Here is a 23,323-nt window from a genome sequence, read left to right on the forward strand (position 1 = left end):
CGGGGATGCCGTTGACCGGGTGCTCGCCGCCCCGGTAACTTACGGTTCGTAAGTTACCGGGAAGGGGCCGGACATGGACGATCGACGGTATGTGGTGATCGGAGGCGGCCTGGCGGGGCTGGCCTCGGCGGTCTGGCTGGCCGAGGCGGGCAAGAAGGTGACCCTGCTGGAGCGGCGCGGGCAGCTCGGCGGGCGCACCCACGCGATGAAGGTGGACGGGATAGCCGATGTTCCGGACAACGGCCAGCACGTCATCGCGAGCGGCTTCCAAAACCTGTTCCGCTACCTGACCAGCGTCGGCACCCGGTCGATGGTGGAGTTCCCGACCGGCGGCACACTGCGCTGGCCGGGCGGCGCCACCACCGGCATGCCGACCCGCGGGCTCGGTGCGCTGCGGACGCTGTTCGGTGTGCACCCGGAGGCCAGCCTGCTCGATCGCGTGCGTACGGCAGTGGCGACGGCACGGCTGACGCAGCAGGCGCTGTGCCAGCCCGCCGATCTGCCCGATCTCTCCACCGACCAGTGGTTGCGGCGGGTGGGGATGCCCGCCACAGCGCGGCAGGCGGTGTGGGACTGGCTTGCCCTGGGCATCGCCGCCGAGCCGGTGGAACGCGGCTCGGCCAAGGTCTTCGCCGACGTGCTGGCCACCGGAATCCGGCTGGGCGTGCGGCACCGCACTCCGGTGACGATCGGCTACCCGACCACCGACCTCGACACGCTCTACATCGCCGGTGCGCTCGCGGTCTTCGACCGACTCGGCGTCGACGTGCGCTATCGTACGGTTGCCAAGCGAATCGTAATGCAAGACAACGCTGTTCGCGCGGTGGAGCTCGCCGACGGTAGCGAGATACCAGCAGATGCGGTGGTGTGCGCGGTGCCCAACTCCCAGATCGGCGGCCTGCTCGACGACCTGCCCGAGCACGCCGAGATCTATGCCGCGGCCGACAAGTTGCATCACACGCCGATCGTGAGCACCAACCTCTACCTGGACCGCCCGCTGGGCACCGAAGCGGCGATGGAGGCGGTGATCGGCGGCACCGGCATCATCGACGAGGTGTTCGACCGGCAGCGGATGCACGGCCGCGTCCCGGACGGCGCATGGCTGTACTGCCTGACCACCAGCGGCGCCTACGAACAGATCCACCGTTCCAGCGACCAGATCGTGGCCGAACAGCTGGATCTGCTGCGCCGCTACTATCCGGCCGCGGCCGAGGCGAACGTGGTGGCCGCGCAGGTGGTCAAGATGCCGAAGGCCACCTTCTCGCAGGTCGTGGGCACCACCGGGCTGCGCCCGGATCAGCGCACCTCGGTGCCGAGCCTGGTGCTCGCCGGCGACTGGACCCGCACCGATTGGTCGGCGACGATGGAAAGCGCTGCCCAAAGCGCGGCCCGCGCGGTGGCGTTGCTGCTCGAACTGCCGGAACATCGATGAATGCGCAGCCGGTGTCGCCGAGGCGGCGGATGTCGGGGCAGGCCCGCCGGGCCCAGTTGCTCGACCGGGCCCGCGACATCGTCGCCGCCGAGGGTTTCGCCGCGGTGACCATCGAACGGGTGGCCCGAGCCGCCGAGGTCACCCGCACGGTGGTGTACCAGAACTTCGGCGACCTGGCCGGGTTGATGTCGGCGCTGCTCGACCGCGAATCGGAGATCGCCTTCGCCGGCATGCGCAGCGTGGACGGCCCGCCCGACGACGGCTCGGATGCGGTCGGCCGCGGCATTCTGGCTTACCTCCACGCGGCGCCGACCAGCTGGCGCATCATCCTGAGCCCGCCCGCCGGAGCACCGCCGCAATTGCAGGCCCGCACCGAGCTGGGCCGCCGCTATGCCCGGGGTATCGCGGCAGAGCGGTTGTCCGGGCTCACCGGCCACCCGGTCGACGCCGACGGGCCGACGGCGCGACTGTTGTTGTCCGCATTGGAGGAACTGGCGCTGCTGCACCTCACCGACCCCGATGCGTACCCGGACGAGTTGGTGCTGCGCTATCTGCGGTCGCTGGTCGGCTGGGCGGTGCGCCTCGAGACTGCGCCGCCGCCGGGACCGTGACCTTCGCAGGCCACCCGGACTGCCGCCGCCCGCAACCAGGACGGTAAGGTGGGCAGCCACAGGGCCGAGTCGTTCAGGTGTCTCGTCGTGGGGCGTGTCGTCGAGCATCTCCCGGTCGCGGGGGAGCACAGGCACTACCCGGCCCGCGACCTGGGGGCGGGCACCGGACTGTCAGGCCGTCCCCAGGAGCGCATAGCTATATTTGCCCGAGCCAACTTGTGGATCGATACCCGGAGGGTGACATTGTGAGCGAAAAGGGTCGGCTGTTCACCAGTGAGTCGGTGACCGAGGGACATCCCGACAAGATCTGTGACGCCATCAGCGACTCGGTGCTCGACGCACTGCTCGCCGATGATCCCCGCTCCCGGGTCGCGGTGGAGACCCTGGTCACCACCGGTCAGGTGCACGTCGTCGGTGAGGTGACGACCGCCGCCCGTGAGGCGTTCGCCAACATCACCAACACCGTGCGCGAGCGCGTCCTCGACATCGGCTACGACTCGTCGGACAAGGGCTTCGACGGCGCCAGCTGCGGTGTCAACATCGGCATCGGGGCGCAGTCACCCGACATCGCCCAGGGCGTCGACACCGCGCACGAGGCGCGGGTCGAAGGCGCGGCCGACCCGCTGGACTCCCAGGGCGCCGGCGACCAGGGCCTGATGTTCGGCTACGCGATCGCCGACACCCCCGAGTTGATGCCGCTCCCGATCGCGCTGGCCCACCGGCTGTCGCGGCGGCTGACCGAGGTCCGCAAGAACGGCACGCTGGACTACCTGCGCCCGGACGGCAAGACCCAGGTCACCATCGAGTACGAGGACGACGTCCCGACCCGGCTGGACACCGTGGTGATCTCCACCCAGCACGCCGACGGGATCGACCTGGTCAAGACGCTGGACCCCGATCTCCGTGAGCACGTCATCGCCACCGTGCTTGCCGAGCTCGCCCACGAGACCCTGGATTCCTCGTCCACCCGCATTCTGATCAACCCGACCGGCAAGTTCGTCGTCGGCGGGCCGATGGGTGACGCCGGCCTGACCGGCCGCAAGATCATCGTCGACACCTACGGCGGCTGGGCCCGCCACGGCGGCGGCGCCTTCTCCGGCAAGGACCCGTCAAAGGTCGACCGTTCGGCCGCCTACGCGATGCGCTGGGTGGCCAAGAACATCGTCGCCGCCGGTCTGGCGCAGCGCGTCGAAGTTCAGGTTGCCTACGCCATCGGTAAGGCCGCCCCGGTCGGTTTGTTCATCGAGACCTTCGGCACCGCCACCGTCGATCCGGTCAAGATCGAGAAGATCGTGCCCGAGGTCTTCGACCTGCGCCCGGGTGCGATCGTGCGCGACCTGGACCTGCTGCGGCCGATCTACGCGCCGACCGCCGCCTACGGCCACTTCGGCCGTACCGACATCGAACTGCCGTGGGAGCAGCTCGACAAGGTCGACGACCTCAAGCGCGCCATCTAGCCCGGTTTCTCTGCGCACAAAAGTCAGGCGCTGAACCGGTAGTCGTCGAGATCGAAGCGCCGGCTGCGCCAGTAGGCCTCCACCGTGGTGGTGGGCCGCAGCGGGACGTCGCCGTTGCGGTCGAAATAGTAGCTGTTGGCCTGCTGGCAGCTGTCCTGCCAGAACACCTGTCGGTGGCGTTTGCTCATCATTTCGTCGAAGTAGCGGGCGTTGGCCGCCTCGGAGATCTCCACCCGGGTGGCGGCACGGCGCCGGGCGCGTTTCAGGCACCGCACGATGTGATGGGTCTGGGCCTCGACGAGCGCGAAATACGATGACCCGACGTAGCCGTACGGACCGAAAACGCTGAAGAGATTGGGGAATCCGGGGATGCTGACCCCCTCGTAGGCCTGCAGCCGGTGTTCATCCCAGAACCGGCTCAGCGACTGGCCGCCGGCCCCGGTGACCGCGAAGGTGGGGATGTTGTCGCTGTCCATCACCTTGAACCCGGTGGCCAGGATCAACACGTCGACCTCATGGGGCGCGGCGCCCGCGGTGACCACCCCGGTGGGAGTGATCCGCTCGATGGGGTCGACAACCAGCCGGACGTTGTCGCGGTTGAACGTCGACAGGTAGGTGTTGTGGAAGCCGGGGCGCTTGCATCCGACCGCGTAGCGGGGCGTGAGCTGTTCGCGCACCACCGGGTCGTGCACCTGCCGGCGCAAGTAGGCCCGGCCCGCGGACGCCATGTGTTTGGCCATCGGAAAAACCGTGAAGTACTGCGCCGCGATCGGGAAGGTCGCCTCCACGAAGGCCTGACTGGCCAGCCGTTGCGCCGCCATGCCGCCGGGAAGTCGCATCGCCCAGCGGGCGGGGGCGGCCAGCGGCAGATCCAGCTTCGGGAAGCACCAGATCGGGGTGCGCTGAAAAACGGTGAGGGACGACGCGATCGGCGCGATCTCCGGGATCACCTGCACGGCCGACGCCCCGGTGCCGATCACCGCGACGCGTTTGCCGGTCAGGTCTTGGGAATGATCCCAGCGCGCCGTGTGGATGGCCACGCCGGCGAACGTCTCGACACCGTCGATGTCGGGCAGCTGCGGTGTGGTCAACACGCCGCTGGCGTTGATCAGAAAGCGCGCCGTGACCCAACCGGCGGGCTCACCGCGCCGTTCCAGTCGCACCCGCCACACGTCACGTTCGTCGTCGAACTCCGCCGCGAGCACCTTGGTCCCGAACTGGATCCGGGAACGCAGCCCGTACTTGTCGACGCAGTGCTCGGCATAGTTCTTCAGCTCTCGGCCCGGGGCGTAGGTACGCGACCACTCGGTGCTCTGCTCGAAGGAGAACTGATACGAGAACGACGGGATATCCACGGCGATACCGGGATAGGTGTTCCAATGCCAGGTTCCGCCGACCCCGTCGCCGTCCTCGATGATGCGATAGTCGGCCATGCCGGCGCGGTCGAGGCCGATCGCCGCGCCGATGCCGGAGAACCCGGCGCCGACGATCAGGACCTCATGGTCGGGTTTCTCGGTCACGGTGGCTCCTCGTCGCTGATATCGCTCGACCGTAGCGCGCCGCGCAGCCGCGCCGGTCAGGAACGTGGCGCGTGCAGTGCGGCTTTCAGGGCCGCCAACCCCAGCTCGGTGGCCTCGGTGGCCGACGGGATCACCCCGGCGTAGCCCAGGTAGCCGTGCACCTGCGTCTTCGCATTGTGCACCTGCACCGGCACGCCGGCGGCCGCCAGCAGTTCGCCGTAGCGGATGCCGTCGTCGCGCAGCGGGTCGTGGCCGGCCACCGCGATGTATGCCGGCGGCAGACCCGCCAGATCCGCGGCGCGGGCCGGCGCCAGCATCGGCGGCGGGTCACTCAGGTCGACCCCCGCGGCGTAGGCCAGGGTGACCGCCGCCAGGGCATCGCGGTCGATGATCGGCGCGGAGGCGTTCTCGGTGAATGACGGCAACGAGGTGTCGTAGGTGGTCGCCGGATACCACAGCAGCTGAAAGGCGATCTGCGGTCCGTCCGCGTCGCGGGCCAGTTGCGACACCACCGCGGCCAGGTTTCCGCCGGCCGAATCGCCGGCCACCGCCAGCCGGGCCGGGTCTACGCCCAGCTCTTCGGCATGCGCGGCCACCCATTCGGTGGCCGCCATCGCGTCCTCGACGGCGGCCGGGAACGGGTGCTCCGGCGCCAGCCGGTAATCGACAGAAACCACCACCGCGTCGGCGTCGACCGCATGCTGGCGGGCGGTGCCGTCGTGGGTGTCGAGGTCACCGGCGACGAACCCGCCGCCGTGGAAGAACACCACCACCGGGCCGGCGCCGGTGCTCGACGGCCGGTAGATCCGCACCGGCAGGTCGCCGCCCGGACCGTCGATGACCCGGTCCTCGGCGGGCAACTCCGGGTACACCGGCCGGCGAGGCAGGTCGCGCATGTTGCGGCGCGCCGCCTCCACGCCTTCGGAAAGGGTCAACCGGTAGGGGACGGCGTCCAGTACCTTCAGCACTATGGGGTCGATAGCGGAGTCATCGTCGACGAGCGGCATGGGAACACCGTACGCAACACGAGTGGTCCCCACCGCCTGGGCCGCGGCCGGTTGGGCCGCGGTGAGTTACGGGATCTTTCTGACCGTGCTGGCCCTGCGATCACCGCCGGGGGACGCGCTGACCGGGCACTGGATCGGTCAGCCGGCGTTCAAGACGGCGATGGCGGTGTTGCTGGCCGTGGCCGCGGCCGCGCACCCCATCCTGCGCGAGGCGCGCTGGCTGATTCCCGCGCTGATCCTGTCGGCCGCCGGTGACTGGCTGTTGGCGATCCCGTGGTGGGGGCCGTCGTTCGTCGCCGGCCTGACAGCATTCCTGTTGGCGCACTTGTGCTTTCTGGGAGCACTACTTCCGCTGGCGGTCGTCTCTCCCGGCCGGCTGATCGGAGCGGGTCTGGTCGGTGCCAGTTGCCTGGCCCTGTTGGTGTGGTTCTGGCCCGGCCTGTCCCGCGAGGGGATGACCGTCCCGGTGACGGTCTACGTCTTGGTGCTCGGCGCCATGGTGTGCGCGGCCCTGCTGGCGAAGCTGCCCACCCGGTGGACCGCATTCGGTGCGCTGTTCTTCGCGGTGTCGGACGCCATGATCGGGGCCGGCAAGTTCGTACTGGGCAACGAGATGCTGGCGGTGCCGATCTGGTGGACTTATGCGGCTGCGCAACTGCTCATCACGGCCGGCTTCTTCTTCGGCCGCTCCGGCGGCGGGCAGCCCGCCGCCGACTGAGACCCGCCGACGGGCCAGATCGGTCAGTGCCGGTGCCCGCCGCTACCGGGGCGCAGTAGTTCCGGGTCGAACGCGGGAAGCCGACGGCGGTGCGGTGCGGTCATGCGGTCGCCGGCCAGCGCGTCGCCGTGACCGGACACGATGTCGCCGATGCTGAACAGCGACTCGGTGCCCGGCTTGAAATAGCGGCTGTGGCCGGCCATCGGTGCGGACGGCCAAGGGGTCTCGGCTTTGAACCGGGTCGAGCCGTAGCCGTCGTCGGCCGGGTCGGGGCCGAGCCCGATCGTCGTTCCCGGTATCGGCAGTTGTGGCTCACCGGCGAATCCGGTGATCGGATCCGCCGATGCCGCGCCCACGTACACGTGCCCGTCCGGCGGCAGATGAAAGTCCTTGGCGCTGCGTGCCAGGTCGGTTCCCGGCGAGCCGACGAGCACCACGTCGTCGGCCCGCATCCCGAAGCCGGCTGCGGCGTCGGCCACCGTGGTCGAGCCGTACGAATGCCCGACCACGGTGAGGTGGCCGGTGCCGCGGTGGGCGGCTCGCAGGGCGTCGATGTCGGCGGCCAGCAGGCTGCCGCCCGATCGCGCCGAATCTGGTTGTGCCACTGATGGATCCAACAGGCTATCCGGGGCGCGATAGCCCATCCAGATGATGACGGAGTTCGATCGGGCCGGATCGGCGCGGGCGGCCTCGCAGTAGACGTTCAGCCCGTCGGGAGCCGACAGATAGCCGTCACGGACGCTGCTGTGCGCCCCGGGCACCAGCACCGTGGTGTTGTCGGCGGTGTCGGGATCGCCGATTGCGATGGCGGCCCGGCCCCGGCCGGCGAACGCCGCCGGGTCATAACTGAGCAACAGCACCGGTCCGGCGCCGGAGCCGGAATTGGACCGCAGCCCGTCGCGGACCCGCAGCGCATTGTCGTAGCGGATCATCTCCGCGGCGCTGATCGCCTCGGTGGCCTGCTCCACCCGGCGAATGTCATCGGCGAGCACCTGCCGGTTCAACCGGTCGCGCACTCGGGCCGGGAGGTCGTAGCCCGGCCCCAGGGACCGCAGCAGCGCCGTCCGCGCCCGATCGTCGGCCACCACATCGGCGACAACCCGGCCGATGTCTCGGACCTTGGCGGCCAAGAAAAGCTGGAACTGGCGGACACCGGTCGGGGTGTCCCATCCCGGCGCCCGCTGATCGCCCAGCGCATCGCGGATCTCGGAGCCGATCGCGTCGAGGCGCCGACGACCCCGCCGGGCGTGATCGGCCGCGCCGCGCACCGCGGTGGACAGCACGTCATCGGTGTGCGCGGCGATCTGCTGCCGGATCATGAGTGAGACCTCGCGGGCCTGCGCCGTCTCGGCGTGGGCGCCGCGCTGCTCGGCCATACCGCAGCAAGGTAATTCGGTGCGGGCGGCCGGGCGTCCGCCGATCCACAGGGCGGGTGGCCTGTGATCCGGCGGCTGCCGGGGTCGGCGTCGTCTGCTACACCTGCGTGGTGAGCGTCGAGCGCCTCGAGAGCGAACCCGGCGAACCCGGCGAACCGGTCGCCCGGGTGCTGCCGATGCTGACGGTGCCGCATCTGGACCGTGAGTTCGACTACCTGGTGACACCGGAGCAGGCCGAACATGCGCTGCCCGGCACCCGGGTGCGGGTGCGCTTCCACGGCCGGCTGGTCGACGCCTTCGTCTGGGAGCGTCGCGCCGACACCGACCACACCGGCCGGCTGGGCCGGCTGGAGCGGGTGATCTCGGCCGAACCGGTGCTCACAGCGGAGGTTCGCCGGCTGGTGGAAGCGGTGGCCGCCCGTTACGCCGGTAGCCGGGCCGACGTGCTGCGCCTGGCGATACCGCCGCGCCATGCTCGGGTGGAACGCGAACCGATGGGGCCACCGGTGGCGCCGCTGCTCGAACCGGTGAATCCGGCCGGCTGGCAGCGATACCCGGCCGGCGGCGCGTTCCTGGCGGCGCTCGAGGAGGGCCGGGCCGCCCGCGCGGTCTGGCAGGTGCTGCCCGGCGACTCGTGGACCGATCGGTTCGCCGAGGCCGCCGTCGCCGCCATCCGTGCCGGGCGCACGGCCGTGGCGATCGTGCCCGATCAGCGTGACGTCGACGCACTGTGGAGCGCCGCGACGGCCCGGATGGGCGAGTCGGCGGTCGCCGCCCTGTCGGCGGGGCTGGGGCCGGCCACCCGGTACCGGCGCTGGCTTTCGGTGCTGCGCGGCGGCGCCCGGTTGGTGATCGGCACCCGCAGCGCGGTGTTCGCCCCGATCGCCGACCTGGGACTGGTCCTGGTCTGGGATGACGGCGACGACAGCCTGGCCGAGCCGCGGGCGCCCTATCCGCACGCGCGCGAGGTGGCGATGCTGCGGGCGCACCTGTCGGGCTGTGCCGCACTGATCGGCGGGTATGCGCGCACCGCCGAAGCCCAGGCACTGGTGCGTACCGGCTGGGCGCACGACGTGGTGGCCTCGCGGACGGTGGTGCGGGCCGCCGCACCGCGAGTGGTGGCCCTCGACGACAGCGGGTACGCGCAGGAGCGCGACGCCGCGGCGCGCACCGCCCGATTGCCCGCGGTTGCCCTGCAGAGCGCGCGCAGTGCCCTGGCCGCCGGCGCGCCGGTACTGGTGCAGGTACCCAGGCGCGGGTACGTGCCGTCGCTGGCGTGCGGACGCTGTCGCGCCATCGCCCGGTGCCGGCACTGCACCGGGCCGTTGTCGCTGTCGGAGCGCGGCGGTGCGGCGGTGTGCCGGTGGTGCGGCCGGGTGGATCCGGCGCTGCGGTGTGGGCGCTGCGGATCGGATTCCGTGCGCGCGGTGGTGATCGGCGCGCGGCGGACGGCCGAGGAACTCGGCCGCGCCTTTCCGGGCACCCCGGTCGTCACCTCCGCCGGGGACACCATCGTCGACCGCACCGATGACGGTCCGGCGTTGGTGATCGCCACGCCCGGCGCCGAACCGCGCACCCCGAACGGCTACGGCGCGGGACTGCTGCTGGACAGTTGGGCGCTGCTGGGCCGCCAGGATCTGCGCGCCGCCGAGGACACGCTGCGCCGCTGGATGGCCGCGGCGGCGCTGGTGCGCGAGCGTGACGCCGGCGGGGTGGTGACGGTGGTGGCCGAGTCGTCGATCCCGACGGTGCAGGCCCTGATCCGGTGGGATCCGGTCGGCCATGCCGAGGCCGAACTGAGCGCCCGTGCCGAGGTCGGGCTGCCGCCCGCGGTGCATATCGCCGCCGTCGACGGTGATGTGGAGTCGGTGACGGCGCTGCTGGAAGTGGCGCGGTTACCCGACGGCGCCGAGTTGCTGGGCCCGGTACCGCTGCCGCCCGGGGTGCGGCGCCCGGCCGGCATCGGTGACGAGCCGGCGGTGATCCGGATGCTGGTCCGGGTGGACCGCGATCACGGCCTGGCGGTGGCCGCGGCACTGCGCCACGGCATCGGTGTGCTCAGCGCACGCGGGTCACACCGTCCGGTGCGCGTGCAGATCGACCCGCTGCACATCGGCTGACGCCCCCGGACGACGGTCCGGCCCTGATGCGCCACCGGTCTGCCGGTGACAGGCGTTATCCCCCGTGCACTTCCAGAACCTCGTCGAGCGGGCGCCGGCGGGTGCGCGGAGGTGATTCTTCGGTGGCGGGAGCGTGCCCGATTCGGATCAGCACCTGAGGGATGGCGTCGCCCCCCACCAGCGTCTCGACGATCTCCCGGGAGACGTGTAGCTCGGTCAGGTGTGTCAGCGGGCAGGTGGCCAGTCCGGCCATCGTGCACTCCAGCAGGATGGCCGAGAGCGCTTCGCCGGTGGCCAGGGCGTCGTCGCGGGTGTCGCTGTCGGTGGACAGCACCACGACCGTCGCCTGGTCCTCGGGGAGGTGAATTCGCCGTTCCTGCCGGTGGCCGGCCGGAAACGCGCGCCCGATGCCCACCCGGTCACCTTCGGTGAGCGAGGCCAGCGAACTGTAGGGGATACCGGCGGACTCCTCGAACGGCACCGTCCAGCGACTCAGTTCGGCATGGTAAGCGGAGTCGTAGAGCCGCAACGATTCGGCCAACTGCGACGCCTGCGCAAGCCGGGGCCGGGCGTCCTCGGACAGCACATCGAGATGCACCCGCATGTGGCCGATGTGGTTGCGCAGTACAGGTTCGAACAGGTCCCAGTTCGACGGTGCGGCCAGCGCCAATCGATCGCTGCGCCGGACCCGGATCGCGTCTGCCCGGCGGTGGTGTCCGTCGGTGACGTAACCCATTCGGGCGAAGCGGATCGACGCCAGATGATCGGGGTTGTTGGGATTGGGAAACCGCTGGACATGGGTGCGCAGACCGAGCGCGGCCATGGCGGCCCGAAGATGATCCAGCGCCGCACCGCACCCGATGACCGCCTGGCGGCCGGATCGATCCGACGGGAGGATCCGGCCCGGGTCGACGAACAATCGGAGTTCATCGCCGTCGAACCTCCAGCGCCACGGCTGGATGTTGTGCTGCGACGGGGCACGGCATGCCGTGCGCACCGCATCCCGGATCGTTTCGGTCTCGACCGACACGGCAGACACTTTGTCCTCCGATCTCCACCTGATCACCCATGATCCCGCGAACCGGACTCCGGCGAAAGGGGCGTAGGTACTCTGCGGGCCGCCGTCCTACCTGCATAGCAGGCCGACGGCCCCGGGGTGAGGTCCTACGACTCCTGCGAACCCGCCCGGCCTGCCGTAACTTCGGAGTCGGGGCGGGCGACGATGGCTGGAGGGCCGCACGATGTCACAAGCGGAGACGACCCGCGGGATAGTGGTGGGTGTCGACGGATCGGCCGAATCCGACGCGGCGGTCGCCTGGGCGACGCACGAGGCGGCCATGCGCAACCTGCCGCTCACCCTGCTGCACGTGGTGACCCCGCTGGAGACCGGCTGGCCGCCGGACCCACGGTCCGACGGCATGCCCAACTGGCAGGCCGACGCCGCCCGCGGGGTCCTCGAACGGGCGCGCAAAGTGGTCGAATCCGGCGGGACCGCGCCACCCACGGTGCACACGGAGGCCGCCTACTCCCAGGTCATCGCCACGTTGATCGGTGCCACCAAGGGCAGTTGGATGACCGTCGTCGGCAGCACGGGCCTGGGCGCGATCGGCCGCCTGCTGCTGGGCTCGGTGAGCACCAGCCTGATTCGCCACGCCCACGGACCGGTCGCGGTCATCCGCACCGATCGTGCCGTCGGCAAGGACGCGCCCGTGGTGGTCGGGATCGACGGATCGCCGGCGTCGGAGACCGCGGCGGCGCTGGCGTTCGACGAAGCGTCCCGCCGGGGAGTGCCGCTGGTGGCGTTGCACGCCTGGAGCGATGTCGGGGTCATGCCCCTGCTGAACATCGACCGCAGCGACTACGAAGAGCAGGCCCACGAGATCCTCGCCGAACGGCTTGCGGGCTACCAGGAGCAGTATCCGGATGTGACCGTTCACCGCGAGGTGGTCCATGACCAGCCCGCACGCTGGTTGGTCCACGCGGCCGAGCAGGCTCAACTGGTGGTGGTCGGCAGTCGCGGCCGTGGTGGGTTCACCAGTCAACTGTTGGGGTCGGTCAGTTCCACGGTGGCCCAGGCGGCGGGGATTCCGGTGATCGTCGTCCGCCCTCGGGCGCACTGATCGCGGACACTGGAAGCCATGGAGTCTGCGATACCCGGGGAGACGGCGGCGCCCTACGTTCAGGCGCACGAAACGCATTCCGGCGTGGTCGTGCTGGTGGGCGATCGGGCGTACAAGGCCAAGAAGCCACTACAGACCGACTTCCTCGATTTCCGCACCGTGGCGCAGCGCGAGCAGGCCTGTCGGCGAGAAGTCCAGCTCAACAGCCGCCTTGCGCCCGACAGCTATCTCGGGGTGGCCCACTTTCAGGGGCCCGCCGGCGCAGCGGCCGAACCGGTCATCGTGATGCGGCGCTATCACGACGACGAACGGCTGACCTCGATGGTCAAAGCCGCCGAGCCCGTCGAACACGTGCTTGACCGCATCGCGGGCCTGCTGGCCGATTTCCACGACCGGGCCGAGCGCAGCCGCGAGATCAGCCGGCAGGGCGAGCCCGACGCGGTCCGGCAACGCTGGCACGACAACTTTCCGACACTGCACCAGCACGCCGGCACCGCGGTGCCATCCGAGATCGTGCGGCGAGTGCAGGGCCTCGGCGCCGAATACCTTGCCGGCCGGGCGGATCTGCTCACCGGGCGCGTCGAGCAGGGCTGCATCGTCGACGGCCACGCCGACCTGCTCGCCGACGACATCTTCTGGGTGGACGGCCGGCCGGTGCTGCTCGACTGCCTGGAGTTCAGCGACGAACTTCGCTACCTCGACCGCATCGACGACGCCGCCTTCCTGGCCATGGATCTGGAGTTCCTCGGCCGCAAGGATCTCGGCGATTACTTCCTGGACCGCTACGCCGCATGGTCGGGCGATACCGCGGCGCAGTCGCTGCGGGACTTCTACATCGCCTACCGCGCCGTGGTGCGTGCCAAGGTCGACTGTGTGCGGCTGGCGCAGGGCAAACAAGGATCCGCAGCGGCCGCCGCCGACCACTTGGACATCGCCTTGCGGCACCTGGAGGACGGCGCCGTGCGGCTGGTGCTCGTCGGCGGCGGCCCAGGTACCGGGAAGTCGACCCTGGCCGGTGGGCTCGCGGAGCGGGTCGGGGCGGTAGTGGTCTCCACCGACGACGTGCGCCGGGAACTGCGCAGCTCCGGGCAGCTCAGCGGCGAGGCCGGCAGTCTCGGCGCCGGGCTCTACACGCCGGCCAACGTCGCAGCCGTCTACCACGCGGTACTGCAGCGGGCGGGCCACCACCTGGGCGAGGGGGTGTCGGTCGTCCTCGACGGCACCTGGCGCGACGCCGAGATCCGCGCCGAAGCGCAGCGGCTGGCCGCCGACACGCATGCGGCGGTCGCCGAGATCCGGTGTGTGGTGCCGATCGAGGTCGCAGCCGAGCGCGTCAGGACCAGGGCGGCAGGCAATTCCGATGCGACACCCCAGATCGCCGGGGCGCTGGGCGCCGACGACTTCGGGTGGGACACCGCGCACTGCGTCGACACGTCGAGGCCGTTCGATCAGTGTGTGCGCGAAGCCCACGAGCAATGGCGGGCCGCGATCCAGCCGCCGTACGGGGACAGCGCCGCGCGGTAGCCGCCGCCGCGACCCGTCGCTTCCCTAAACTGTCCCGGTGCGCATCGTCTTCGCCGGCACTCCGGACACCGCGTTGCCGTCGTTGCAGCGGCTGATCGACTCCCCGCGCCACGAGGTGGCCGCGGTGCTGACCCGGCCCGACGCGGTATCGGGGCGGCGGGGGCGCCCGCAGCCGTCATCGGTGGCGCGCCTGGCCCTCGACCACGACATCCCGGTGCTGCGGCCCGCCAAGCCGAACGCACCGGAGTTCGTTGCCGAGTTGAGCGAACTGGCACCCGAATGCTGCCCGGTGGTCGCCTACGGGGCGCTGCTGCGCGACGGACTGCTGGCGGTACCGGTGCACGGCTGGATCAACCTGCACTTCTCGTTGCTTCCGGCCTGGCGGGGTGCGAGCCCGGTGCAGGCGGCCATCGCCGCCGGCGACGAAGTGACCGGTGCCACCACCTTCCGGATCGAACCGGACCTGGACTCCGGCCCGGTCTACGGTGTCGCCACCGAGACGATCCGCGCGGGCGACACCGCCGGCGACCTGCTGGGCCGACTGGCGGTCTCGGGCGCCGAACTACTGGCGGCCACCCTCGACGGCATCGCCGACGGTGCACTGACCGCGGTCCCGCAGTCATCCGACGGGGTGAGCTATGCCTCGAAGATCAGCGTCGAGGACGCCCGGGTGCGCTGGGAGTTGCCCGCCGCGGTGATCGACCGTCGCATCCGCTCGGTCACGCCGAATCCGGGCGCCTGGACGGCGATCGACGAGCTGCGGATCAAGCTCGGACCGATCAGCATCACCGAAGAAGCGCCGACGCCCCTGGCGCCCGGGGACATTCACGTCGACCGGCGAAGCGTCTGGGTCGGCACCGGATCGACACCGGTGCGATTGGGGCAGATCCAGCCGCCCGGAAAGAAATTCATGGACGCCGCCGACTGGGCGCGCGGCGCCCGGCTCGATTCCGGGGTGCGGGCGTCATGACCCGCCCGCCCCGCCGCCCGCAGCGGCCGCAAGGCGGCCCGCGCAAACGCGAGCGCAAACCGCTGGATCCGGCGCGGCGCGCCGCCTTCGACGTGTTGCGGGCGGTCTCAGAGCGCGACGCCTACGCGAACCTGATGCTGCCGGCGCTGCTGCGCGAACGCGGGATCACCGGCCGCGACGCCGCTTTCGCCACTGAGCTGACTTATGGCACCTGCCGGGTGCGCGGGCTGCTCGACACGATCATCGGGGCGGCCGCGCAGCGCTCACCGGAGGCGATCAACCCGGTGCTGCTGGACCTGCTGCGGCTGGGCAGCTACCAGTTGCTGCGCACCCGAGTCGACGCCCATGCCGCGGTGTCCACCACCGTCGAACAGGCGGCCATCGAATTCGATTCCGCGCGTGCAGGTTTCGTCAACGGCGTGTTGCGCACCATCAGCGGCCGCGATGAGCAGTCCTGGACTGCGGAGCTGGCCCCGGACGCGGCCGCCGATCCGATCGGACACGCGGCGTTCGTCCACGCGCATCCGCGCTGGATCGCGCAGGCCTTCGCCGACGCGCTCGGTGCCGAGGCCGGCGAGCTCGACGCGGTACTGGCCGCTGACGACGAGCGCCCCCAGGTCCATCTGGCCGCCCGGCCTGGCACCCTGACCGCCGACGAGCTGGCCGCCGCCGTGGGCGGCACCGTCGGCCGGTATTCGCCGTATGCGGTCTACCTGCCCGGCGGTGACCCGGGCCGGCTCGAGCCGGTGCAGGCCGGTGCGGCCCTGGTGCAAGACGAAGGCAGTCAGCTGGTGGCGCGGGCGCTGACGTTGGCTCCGGTGGACGACGACACCGGACGGTGGCTGGACCTGTGTGCCGGACCCGGCGGAAAGACCGCGCTGCTGGCCGCGCTGGCAGTCGCGACGGGCGCGCAGGTGATCGCGGTGGAACAGGCGCCGGCGCGTGCCGCACTGGTCGCCGAGAACACCCGCGGCCTGGATGTGCAGGTGCTGACCGCCGACGGCCGCGACTCCGGGCTGCCGCCCGGCTTCGACCGGGTACTGGTCGATGCGCCGTGCACCGGTCTGGGCGCCTTGCGACGCCGGCCCGAAGCACGCTGGCGCCGCCAGCCCGCCGACGTCCCCATGCTGGCCAAACTGCAGCGCGAACTGCTGGCGGCGGCGATCGCGCTGACCCGGCCCGGCGGCGTGGTGCTGTATGCGACCTGCTCGCCGCACCTGGCCGAAACGGTCGGGGTGGTGGCCGACGCGCTGCGGCGGCACCCGGTGACGGCACTGGACACCCGGCCGCTGTTCGCGTCGACCGACCAGCTCGGGGACGGTCCGTACGTACAACTGTGGCCGCACCGGCACGGCACCGACGCCATGTTCGCCGCGGCGCTACAAGTAGGCTGATCGTCGTGTCACGACCCATGATTGCGCCGTCGATCCTGTCGGCGGACTTCGCCCGGCTCGCCGAGGAGGCCGACGCCGTCAAGGGCGCCGATTGGCTGCACGTCGACGTGATGGACGCCCACTTCGTGCCCAATCTGACGATCGGGCTGCCGGTGGTGGAAAGCCTGTTGGCGGCCACCGACATCCCGATGGACTGCCATCTGATGATCGAGGACCCGGGCCGGTGGGCGCCGCCGTACGCCGAAGCGGGGGCCTACAACGTCACGTTCCACGCCGAGGCCACCGACAACCCGGTCGCGGTCGCGCGAGACATCCGGGCCGCCGGCGCCCGAGCGGGCCTGAGCATCAAACCGGGCACGCCGCTGGAGCCCTACCTGGAGATCCTGCGGGACTTCGACACGCTGCTGGTGATGTCGGTGGAACCGGGATTCGGCGGGCAGTCCTTCATCCCCGAGGTGTTGAGCAAGGTGCGCGCGGTACGCAAACTGGTCGACGCCGGAGAGCTGAGCATCCTGGTGGAGATCGACGGCGGCATCAACGCCGACACCGTCGAACAGGCCGCCGAGGCCGGCGTCGACTGCTTCGTGGCGGGTTCGGCCGTCTACAGCGCCGAGGACCCGGGCGCCGCGGTCGAGTCATTGCGCCGCCAGGCCCTCGCCGTGTCGCCGCACCTGCGCGCATGAGCTCCGAAGGCGACGGCGAGCGAGGGACGAGCGAGCAAGGAGCCGAGGCATGAATGCAGCCCCGGCCGCGACGGACGCCGCCGGCCTCGATGCGGCCATGCTGCTCGCGATCGAGCAGTCGCAGCAGGTGAAGGGCAACACCTATCCCAATCCGCCGGTGGGTGCGGTGGTGCTCGACCGTGACGGCCGGGTGGTCGGCGTCGGCGGGACCCGGCCGACCGGTGAGGCGCACGCCGAGGTGGTGGCGTTGCGCCGCGCCGGCGAACTGGCCGCCGGCGGCACCGTGGTGGTCACCCTGGCGCCCTGCAACCACCACGGCCGGACCCCGCCGTGTGCGGAGGCGGTGCTGGCCGCCGGTGTGGCACGGGTGGTCTATGCCGTCGAGGACCCCAACCCCGAGGCGGCGGGCGGGCCGGAGCGGCTGGCGGCGGCCGGAGTCGAGGTGCTCTCCGGGGTGCAGGCGGCTGCGGTGACCGCCGGGCCGCTGCGGGAGTGGTTGCACAAGCAGCGCACCGGCTTGCCGCACGTGACCTGGAAATACGCCACCAGCATCGACGGCCGCAGCGCGGCTGCCGACGGTTCGAGTCAATGGATCACCAGCGAGGCGGCGCGGGCCGACCTGCACCGCCGCCGCGCGGCCGCGGACGCCATCGTGGTGGGCACCGGGACGGTGCTCGTCGACGATCCGACGCTGACCGCCCGGCTGCCCGACGGCACCCTGGCCGACCGGCAGCCGCTGCGCGTGGTGGTGGGGGAGCGCGAGATCTCGGCGGACGCCCAGGTGCTCAACGACGACTCGCGCACCATGGTGATCCGCACCCACGATCCCGCCGAAGTGCTGCGGGCGCTGTCGGATCGCACCGACGTGCTCTTAGAGGGCGGTCCCACGGTGGCCGGCGCATTCCTGCGCGCGGGAGCGATCGACCGGATCCTGGCCTATGTGGCGCCGATCCTGCTCGGCGGGCCGATCACCGCCGTCGACGATGTCGGGGTGTCCAGCATCGCCCGAGCGTTGCGTTGGCGATTCGACACCGTCGAGCCGATCGGCCCGGACCTGCTGTTGTCACTGATCCCGCACTGACCCGGTGCTGCTAGCCGGCGTGGCGCTCGGGGACGCGCACACTCGCGGAGGAGTCCGCGTCGGGGTCCTCGACAGAATTCTTGTTGCTGCCGATGAACAGACCGAGCACCGCGCCCACCACACAGATGATGGCGGTGATCCCGAAGACCTCGCCGTACATCCCGGCGAACGCCAGCCGCGAGTTCTCCGCCGTGTCCTGCAATTTCTCGGCAAGGCTGCCGCCCGTCGACCGGGGTAGGCCGGCGAGGATCTGGTTGAACCGGTACAGTCCCCAAGCGCTCAGGGCGGCGAGGCCGATCAGCATCCCCGTCATCCGGGCCACCACCACACCGGCCGCGGCGATGCCGTGCTCCCGCGGCGGTACCACCCGCATCACCGCCGAGGTCAGTGGGCCGATCACCAGGCCCAGCCCCAGCCCGGCGATCAGCTGATCGGTGTAGGCCGCCGGCAGGCTCAGCCCGAACACCTCGTGGTGGTAGGCCATCAGGTCCACCGGCCACTTCGAGATGAGCCGGTAGCCCACCGCGGCGATCAGCAGCCCGACGAACGTCACCAGACGATCGCCCACGACGGTTGCTATCGCACCGCCGGCCACGGCGCCGATGGGCAGCGCCATCAGGAACCACAGCAGCAGCATCGCCGCCTCGTTCTGGCTCTTTCCGAGGACGCCCTGGCCGAACAGTTCGACGTCGACCAGGGTGACCATCAAGGCGGCGCCGGCGCAGAGCGAGGCGCCCAGGGCGGCCAAGAACGGGCCGAAGCGGGCGCCTTCGGGGTCGATCAGTTTGGTCGACGACTTGATCTCCCAGACCACGAAGGCCACCAGCGCGGCCGCGGCGACTCCCAGGTACACCGCACCGTGGTCGGGAAGGGCCTGCTTGCCGTTGGGGTCGGGGTTGTACAGCCCGATCGTCAGCATTCCCAGGATCACCGCCAGCAGCAGCCCGCCGACCACATCAACCCGCTCCCGGGGGCCGTCCATGGACTGCGACGGCAGGCTGAAGTGGATCAATGCCATCGACAGCAGGGTCAGCGGCACGTTGATCCAGAACACATCGCGCCAGCTCGTCAGCAGCCAGACGATGAAGATGCCGTAGAGCGGACCCAGCACGCTGCCGAGTTCCTGGGCGCCGGCGATCCAGCCCAGCACCGCCGACCGCCTGCGTTCCGACCACAGGTCGGCACCGAGCGCGAACGTCACCGGCAGTAGCGCCCCGGCCGCGATGCCCTGCACGGTGCGACCGATCACCAGCATCTGCAGGTCCATCGCGAGTGCGGTCATCACGGACCCGACGGCGAATGCCGCCAGACTGGCCTGCAGCAGCATCTTGCGGCCGAACCGGTCGGAGGCCCGGCCGAGCAGTGGCATCGCGGCGATATAACCCAGCAGGTAGCAGGTGATGATCGGGGTGATCTGCTGGATCTTGTTGATCGGGATCCCGACACCGGCAGGCTGCGGAGCCATGATGTCGCGCATGATGGTGACCACGACATAGGTGTCGAGGGCACCGAGCAGGACCGCGAGGCTACCTGCGCTGATTGCGAGTCTGCGGTTGACCCGCATCACGCTCCCGCCGGCTTCTCAACCGTGACCGGGTCGTTCCAGTTCGACAGCGTCATCTGGATCGAGTTGCCAGCACTGGGGTCGAGTTGGGCCTGGACCAGCTGGTGGTCACCCTCCTCGGAGATCCAGACCGTGGCCGGCGTGGAAGCGGTGGCCTTGAGCTGCGGAGCCAGGGAGTTCACGGCGTCGGCGGGCGCATCGCCGGTGACCCGGACCGCCTGCCGGCCGTTGATGGTGTCGCGGCCCTGCGCCTTCGGGTCCTTCAGCTTGGCCAGCATGTTGGCCAGCCCCTTGTCCGGGCTCAGGATCGCTGCCACGTCGTAGATCTTGTCGGCGGCGCCGTAGTTGTCGTAGTCGTCGCCGGTGATCGCCGCATACAGGTCGCCGTCGATTACGACGAACTTGGCGTCGACGTCCGATCCCAGCATCGTGATCGTCGCATTGCCCTTGGCCGCCGTGGTCGGTTCGTTGGTCAGATCGCCCTCGAGCGTCTTGACCGGCAGGTTCTTGATCTGGCCGGTCACCGAGAGGGCCAGGTGGGCGCTCTTGAGCTCGGCGGTGGTGGTGGCCGACTCCTTGACCAGGGTCGTCGCGTCCGGCAGCGGACCGCCGGCATCCTTACTGGAGCAGCCGGCGAACAGCGCGGCGGCGGTGGTGGCGGTGGCCAGGGCGATCACAAGTCTGCGCATGGGTGACATCGTATAGAGGCCGCTCAGCCGAGGCCGTCCAGCGGGCGCATAGCCTGTTGTGATGTTCACCGGAATCGTGGAGGAACTGGGCGAGCTGGTCAGCCGTGACGAGCTGACCGACGCCGCGCGCCTGGTCATCCACGGGCCGACCGTCGTCTCCGACGCCCGGCACGGTGATTCGATCGCCGTCAACGGGGTGTGCCTGACGGTGGTGGAGGTGCTACCGGGCGGCCGGTTCTCCGCCGATGTGATGCGCGAGACGCTGGACCGGTCCAGTCTGGGATCTGTGCAGGTCGGCGGGCCGGTGAACCTGGAGCGCGCGGCCGCGCTCGGCAGCCGCCTGGGCGGGCACATCGTCCAGGGACACGTCGACGGCACCGGACGGGTGCTGGATCGCAGACCCGCACAGCACTGGGAAGTGGTGCGGATCGCGCTGCCGGGACCGCTGGCGCGCTATGTGGTGGAGAAGGGCTCGATCACCGTCGACGGCATCTCGCTGACCGTCGCCGGGCTCGGATGTGACCCGGACGACTTCTTCGAGGTGTCGTTGATCCCGACCACACTGCAACTGACCACGCTCGGCCGTGCGCCGGTCGGCACGCTGGTCAATCTCGAGGTAGACGTCATCGCCAAATATGTCGAACGGCTGGTGACAAATCCCGCTCGGTGAGTCAGGCGGCAAACCCGGGCCCGGGAGTGGTTCATACTGGATGGGCGGGTCACGCCGATCGGGCGGCCCCTGACGGCGAACGCAAGGTGGCATAGATGACGAAGTTGGACACCGTCGAGCGGGCGGTTGCCGACATCGCGGCAGGTAAAGCCGTCGTCGTCATCGACGACGAGGACCGAGAGAACGAAGGCGACCTGATCTTCGCCGCCGAGAAGGCCACCCCCGAATTGGTCGCCTTCATGGTGCGCTACACCTCCGGGTATCTGTGCGTGCCGCTGGACGGCGCCATCTGCGATCGGCTGGGCCTGTTGCCGATGTACGCGGTGAACCAGGACAAGCACGGCACCGCCTACACCGTCACTGTTGACGCGAAAAACAATGTCGGGACCGGGATTTCGGCCTCCGACCGGGCCACGACGATGCGGCTGCTGGCCGATCCCGACAGTGCCGCCGACGAGTTCACCCGGCCCGGGCACGTGGTGCCGTTGCGGGCCAAGGACGGTGGCGTGCTGCGCCGGCCGGGCCATACTGAGGCCGCGGTCGATCTGGCCCGGATGGCCGGCCTGCAGCCGGCGGGTGCGATCTGCGAGATCGTCAGCCAAAAAGACGAGGGCGCAATGGCCCAGACCGACGAGCTGCGGATCTTCGCCGACGAGCACGGTCTGGCGCTGATCTCCATCGCCGACATGATCGAGTGGCGGCGCAAGCACGAGAAGCACATCGAGCGCGTCGCCGAGGCCCGCATCCCGACCCGGCACGGCGAGTTCCGGGCAGTCGGCTACACCAGCATCTACGAGGACGTCGAGCATGTTGCGCTGGTTCGCGGCGAGATCGCCGGCGCGCACAACGACGGCGACGACGTGCTGGTCCGGGTGCACTCGGAGTGCCTGACCGGTGACGTGTTCGGTTCGCGGCGCTGCGATTGCGGCCCGCAGCTCGACGCCGCGCTGGCGATGGTGGCGCACGAGGGCCGCGGGGTGGTGCTCTACATGCGCGGGCACGAGGGCCGCGGCATCGGGCTGCTGCACAAGCTGCAGGCATACCAGTTGCAGGACGCCGGCGACGACACCGTCGACGCCAACCTCAAACTGGGGCTGCCGGCCGATGCGCGCGACTACGGCATCGGGGCGCAGATCCTGGTGGACCTCGGCGTCCGCTCGATGCGGCTGCTCACCAACAACCCGGCCAAGCGGGTCGGGCTGGACGGCTACGGGTTGCACATCATCGAACGGGTGCCGCTGCCGGTGCGGGCCAACGCCGAGAACATCCGTTATCTGATGACCAAGCGGGACCGGATGGGCCACGATCTGACCGGGCTGGAGGAGTTCGACGATTCCGCGCACCTGCCGGGCGAGTTCGGCGGGGCGCTGTGAGCCGCGCGGGCAGGGGAGAGCGGCGCCGATGAGCGGGCTGGGTGTGCCGGACATGCCGGCACTGGACGCCTCGGGGGTGCGCTTGGCGATCGTGGCCAGCACCTGGCACGCCCGGATCTGTGACTCCCTGCTGGCCGGCGCCCGCAAGGTGGCCGCCGACGCCGGCATCGCCGAACCGACGGTGGTGCGGGTGCTCGGGGCCATCGAGATCCCGGTGGTGGCTCAGGAGGTGGCTCGCAACCACGACGCGGTCATCGCGCTGGGCGTGGTGATCCGCGGCGGGACACCGCATTTCGACTACGTGTGCGACGCGGTGACCCAGGGGCTGACCCGGGTGTCCCTGGATGCGGCGGTACCGGTGGCCAACGGCGTGCTCACGGTCAACGATGAGGAGCAGGCGCTGGACCGCGCCGGGCTGCCCGATTCGAGCGAGGACAAGGGGGCCCAGGCGGCCGCCGCCGCGCTGAGCACGGCCCTGACCCTGCGCGACCTGCGCGCCGCGCCGTGATGGCCCGGTCGGGATCCCAGCAGTGGGATCTGGAGGTGCGTCCGCGGCTGATGCGCATCGGCTTGTGGAGTGCGGCGATCCTGATCGTCGCGATCCACGTGGTGGTGAGCTTTCTGCTGACGGTCCGCTCGTCTGGCGTCATCTTTCGCACCTACGACCGGGTGGCCGTGGTGGTGCTGGGCATCATCGTGGCCGGCTCGCTGCTGGTGTGGACCCGGGCCCGGGTGCGGGCGGGCGAATCCGGGGTGTCGGTGCGCAACGGGCTCGGCGACCGGTTGATCCCGTGGTCGCAAGTGCTCGGCGTGTCTTTCCCGCCGGGCAAGCGCTGGGCCCGGCTGGAGTTGCCCGACGACGAGTACATTCCGCTGGTGGCCATCCAGTCCGCCGACAAGGAGGCCGCGGTGGCGGCCATGCGCGCGCTGCGGGAGCTGGTGGCGCGCTACCGGCCGGCCTCCCGCGAGCAGACATAGAGTCGCACTCTTGAGCCCCATCGCGTGCGATTCTGC

21 protein-coding genes are annotated in these 23,323 nt (G+C 70.6%); 15 read left to right on the forward strand and 6 right to left on the reverse strand.

All coding sequences use genetic code 11. From position 1 onward, the window contains the following. Positions 1-73 precede the first annotated feature (73 nt). The 3 genes from AWC24_RS17100 to metK all read left to right on the forward strand — a co-directional run bounded on the left by AWC24_RS17100 (position 74) and on the right by metK (position 3,500). Positions 74-1,432 (forward strand): hydroxysqualene dehydroxylase, encoded by a 1,359-nt coding sequence (locus tag AWC24_RS17100; protein ID WP_085086903.1) that lies wholly within the window; start codon positions 74-76, stop codon positions 1,430-1,432. Beyond that, positions 1,429-2,043, forward strand: coding sequence for a TetR/AcrR family transcriptional regulator (locus tag AWC24_RS17105; RefSeq protein WP_085086905.1), 615 nt, complete (start codon positions 1,429-1,431; stop codon positions 2,041-2,043). The genes AWC24_RS17100 and AWC24_RS17105 overlap by 4 nt, the downstream gene beginning before the upstream one ends. 245 nt (positions 2,044-2,288) lie before the next feature. Next, positions 2,289-3,500 (forward strand): methionine adenosyltransferase, encoded by a 1,212-nt coding sequence (gene metK / locus AWC24_RS17110; RefSeq protein ID WP_085086907.1) that lies wholly within the window; start codon positions 2,289-2,291, stop codon positions 3,498-3,500. A 23-nt stretch (positions 3,501-3,523) separates the two neighbouring features. Here metK and AWC24_RS17115 read toward each other — a convergent pair whose 3' ends face one another. After that, on the reverse strand, positions 3,524-5,020 hold the full coding sequence (locus AWC24_RS17115) for a flavin-containing monooxygenase (protein ID WP_085086909.1): 1,497 nt from the start codon (positions 5,018-5,020) through the stop codon (positions 3,524-3,526). Between the two features lie 56 nt (positions 5,021-5,076). Next, complete coding sequence (locus AWC24_RS17120) at positions 5,077-6,027, reverse strand: alpha/beta hydrolase (RefSeq protein WP_085086911.1); 951 nt, start codon at positions 6,025-6,027, stop codon at positions 5,077-5,079. Here AWC24_RS17120 and AWC24_RS17125 point away from each other — a divergent pair. Further along, positions 6,026-6,745, forward strand: coding sequence for a lysoplasmalogenase (locus AWC24_RS17125; protein ID WP_174813605.1), 720 nt, complete (start codon positions 6,026-6,028; stop codon positions 6,743-6,745). The two genes, AWC24_RS17120 and AWC24_RS17125, sit on opposite strands and share 2 nt — an antisense overlap. Before the next feature lie 23 nt (positions 6,746-6,768). On the opposite strand, the gene AWC24_RS17130 is transcribed toward AWC24_RS17125, so the two are convergent. After that, positions 6,769-8,121, reverse strand: coding sequence for a DUF4226 domain-containing protein (locus AWC24_RS17130; RefSeq protein WP_085086917.1), 1,353 nt, complete (start codon positions 8,119-8,121; stop codon positions 6,769-6,771). 176 nt (positions 8,122-8,297) lie between these two features. On the opposite strand from AWC24_RS17130, the gene AWC24_RS17135 reads away from it, so the two are divergent. Further along, a complete protein-coding gene (locus AWC24_RS17135; RefSeq protein ID WP_085087179.1) occupies positions 8,298-10,241 on the forward strand; it encodes a primosomal protein N' in 1,944 nt (647 codons plus the stop codon). A gap of 55 nt (positions 10,242-10,296) precedes the next feature. Here AWC24_RS17135 and AWC24_RS17140 read toward each other — a convergent pair whose 3' ends face one another. After that, positions 10,297-11,280: an Acg family FMN-binding oxidoreductase gene (locus AWC24_RS17140; protein ID WP_085086919.1), complete on the reverse strand. Its 984-nt coding sequence runs from the start codon at positions 11,278-11,280 to the stop codon at positions 10,297-10,299. 202 nt (positions 11,281-11,482) lie between these two features. Between AWC24_RS17140 and AWC24_RS17145 the strand changes: the two genes are divergently transcribed. From AWC24_RS17145 to ribD, 6 genes are read left to right on the forward strand one after another with little or no spacing between them, the layout of a single operon-like run. After that, entirely contained in the window at positions 11,483-12,361 is an 879-nt protein-coding gene (locus AWC24_RS17145; protein ID WP_085086921.1) for a universal stress protein, read from the forward strand. A gap of 18 nt (positions 12,362-12,379) precedes the next feature. Beyond that, a complete protein-coding gene (locus AWC24_RS17150) occupies positions 12,380-13,885 on the forward strand; it encodes a bifunctional aminoglycoside phosphotransferase/ATP-binding protein (protein WP_085086923.1) in 1,506 nt (501 codons plus the stop codon). A 37-nt stretch (positions 13,886-13,922) separates the two neighbouring features. Beyond that, entirely contained in the window at positions 13,923-14,855 is a 933-nt protein-coding gene (gene fmt / locus AWC24_RS17155; RefSeq protein ID WP_085086925.1) for a methionyl-tRNA formyltransferase, read from the forward strand. Beyond that, positions 14,852-16,249, forward strand: a complete 1,398-nt coding sequence (locus AWC24_RS17160) for an RsmB/NOP family class I SAM-dependent RNA methyltransferase (protein ID WP_085086928.1) — start codon at positions 14,852-14,854, stop codon at positions 16,247-16,249. Before fmt ends, AWC24_RS17160 begins: the two co-directional genes overlap by 4 nt. Before the next feature lie 17 nt (positions 16,250-16,266). Continuing rightward, a complete protein-coding gene (rpe, locus tag AWC24_RS17165; RefSeq protein WP_085086930.1) occupies positions 16,267-16,932 on the forward strand; it encodes a ribulose-phosphate 3-epimerase in 666 nt (221 codons plus the stop codon). A gap of 49 nt (positions 16,933-16,981) precedes the next feature. Then, complete coding sequence (gene ribD / locus AWC24_RS17170) at positions 16,982-18,013, forward strand: bifunctional diaminohydroxyphosphoribosylaminopyrimidine deaminase/5-amino-6-(5-phosphoribosylamino)uracil reductase RibD (protein ID WP_085086932.1); 1,032 nt, start codon at positions 16,982-16,984, stop codon at positions 18,011-18,013. Positions 18,014-18,023: 10 nt separating this feature from the next. On the opposite strand, the gene AWC24_RS17175 is transcribed toward ribD, so the two are convergent. Both AWC24_RS17175 and AWC24_RS17180 read right to left on the reverse strand, forming a co-directional pair. Then, on the reverse strand, positions 18,024-19,577 hold the full coding sequence (locus AWC24_RS17175) for an MFS transporter (protein ID WP_085086934.1): 1,554 nt from the start codon (positions 19,575-19,577) through the stop codon (positions 18,024-18,026). After that, on the reverse strand, positions 19,577-20,275 hold the full coding sequence (locus AWC24_RS17180) for an LppX_LprAFG lipoprotein (RefSeq protein WP_085086936.1): 699 nt from the start codon (positions 20,273-20,275) through the stop codon (positions 19,577-19,579). The genes AWC24_RS17175 and AWC24_RS17180 overlap by 1 nt, the downstream gene beginning before the upstream one ends. A 52-nt stretch (positions 20,276-20,327) precedes the next feature. Here AWC24_RS17180 and AWC24_RS17185 point away from each other — a divergent pair, with 52 nt between their 5' ends. The 4 genes from AWC24_RS17185 (at position 20,328) to AWC24_RS17200 (ending at position 23,287) form a co-directional block, all read left to right on the forward strand. Then, positions 20,328-20,936, forward strand: coding sequence for a riboflavin synthase (locus AWC24_RS17185; RefSeq protein WP_085086938.1), 609 nt, complete (start codon positions 20,328-20,330; stop codon positions 20,934-20,936). 95 nt (positions 20,937-21,031) lie between these two features. After that, positions 21,032-22,309 (forward strand): bifunctional 3,4-dihydroxy-2-butanone-4-phosphate synthase/GTP cyclohydrolase II, encoded by a 1,278-nt coding sequence (locus tag AWC24_RS17190; protein WP_085086940.1) that lies wholly within the window; start codon positions 21,032-21,034, stop codon positions 22,307-22,309. A gap of 28 nt (positions 22,310-22,337) precedes the next feature. Continuing rightward, positions 22,338-22,817 (forward strand): 6,7-dimethyl-8-ribityllumazine synthase, encoded by a 480-nt coding sequence (gene ribH / locus AWC24_RS17195; RefSeq protein ID WP_085086942.1) that lies wholly within the window; start codon positions 22,338-22,340, stop codon positions 22,815-22,817. Next, entirely contained in the window at positions 22,817-23,287 is a 471-nt protein-coding gene (locus AWC24_RS17200; protein WP_085086944.1) for a PH domain-containing protein, read from the forward strand. The genes ribH and AWC24_RS17200 overlap by 1 nt, the downstream gene beginning before the upstream one ends. Positions 23,288-23,323 lie beyond the last annotated feature (36 nt).

This window comes from Mycolicibacter senuensis (assembly GCF_002101885.1).
Lineage (GTDB): Bacteria > Actinomycetota > Actinomycetes > Mycobacteriales > Mycobacteriaceae > Mycobacterium > Mycobacterium senuense.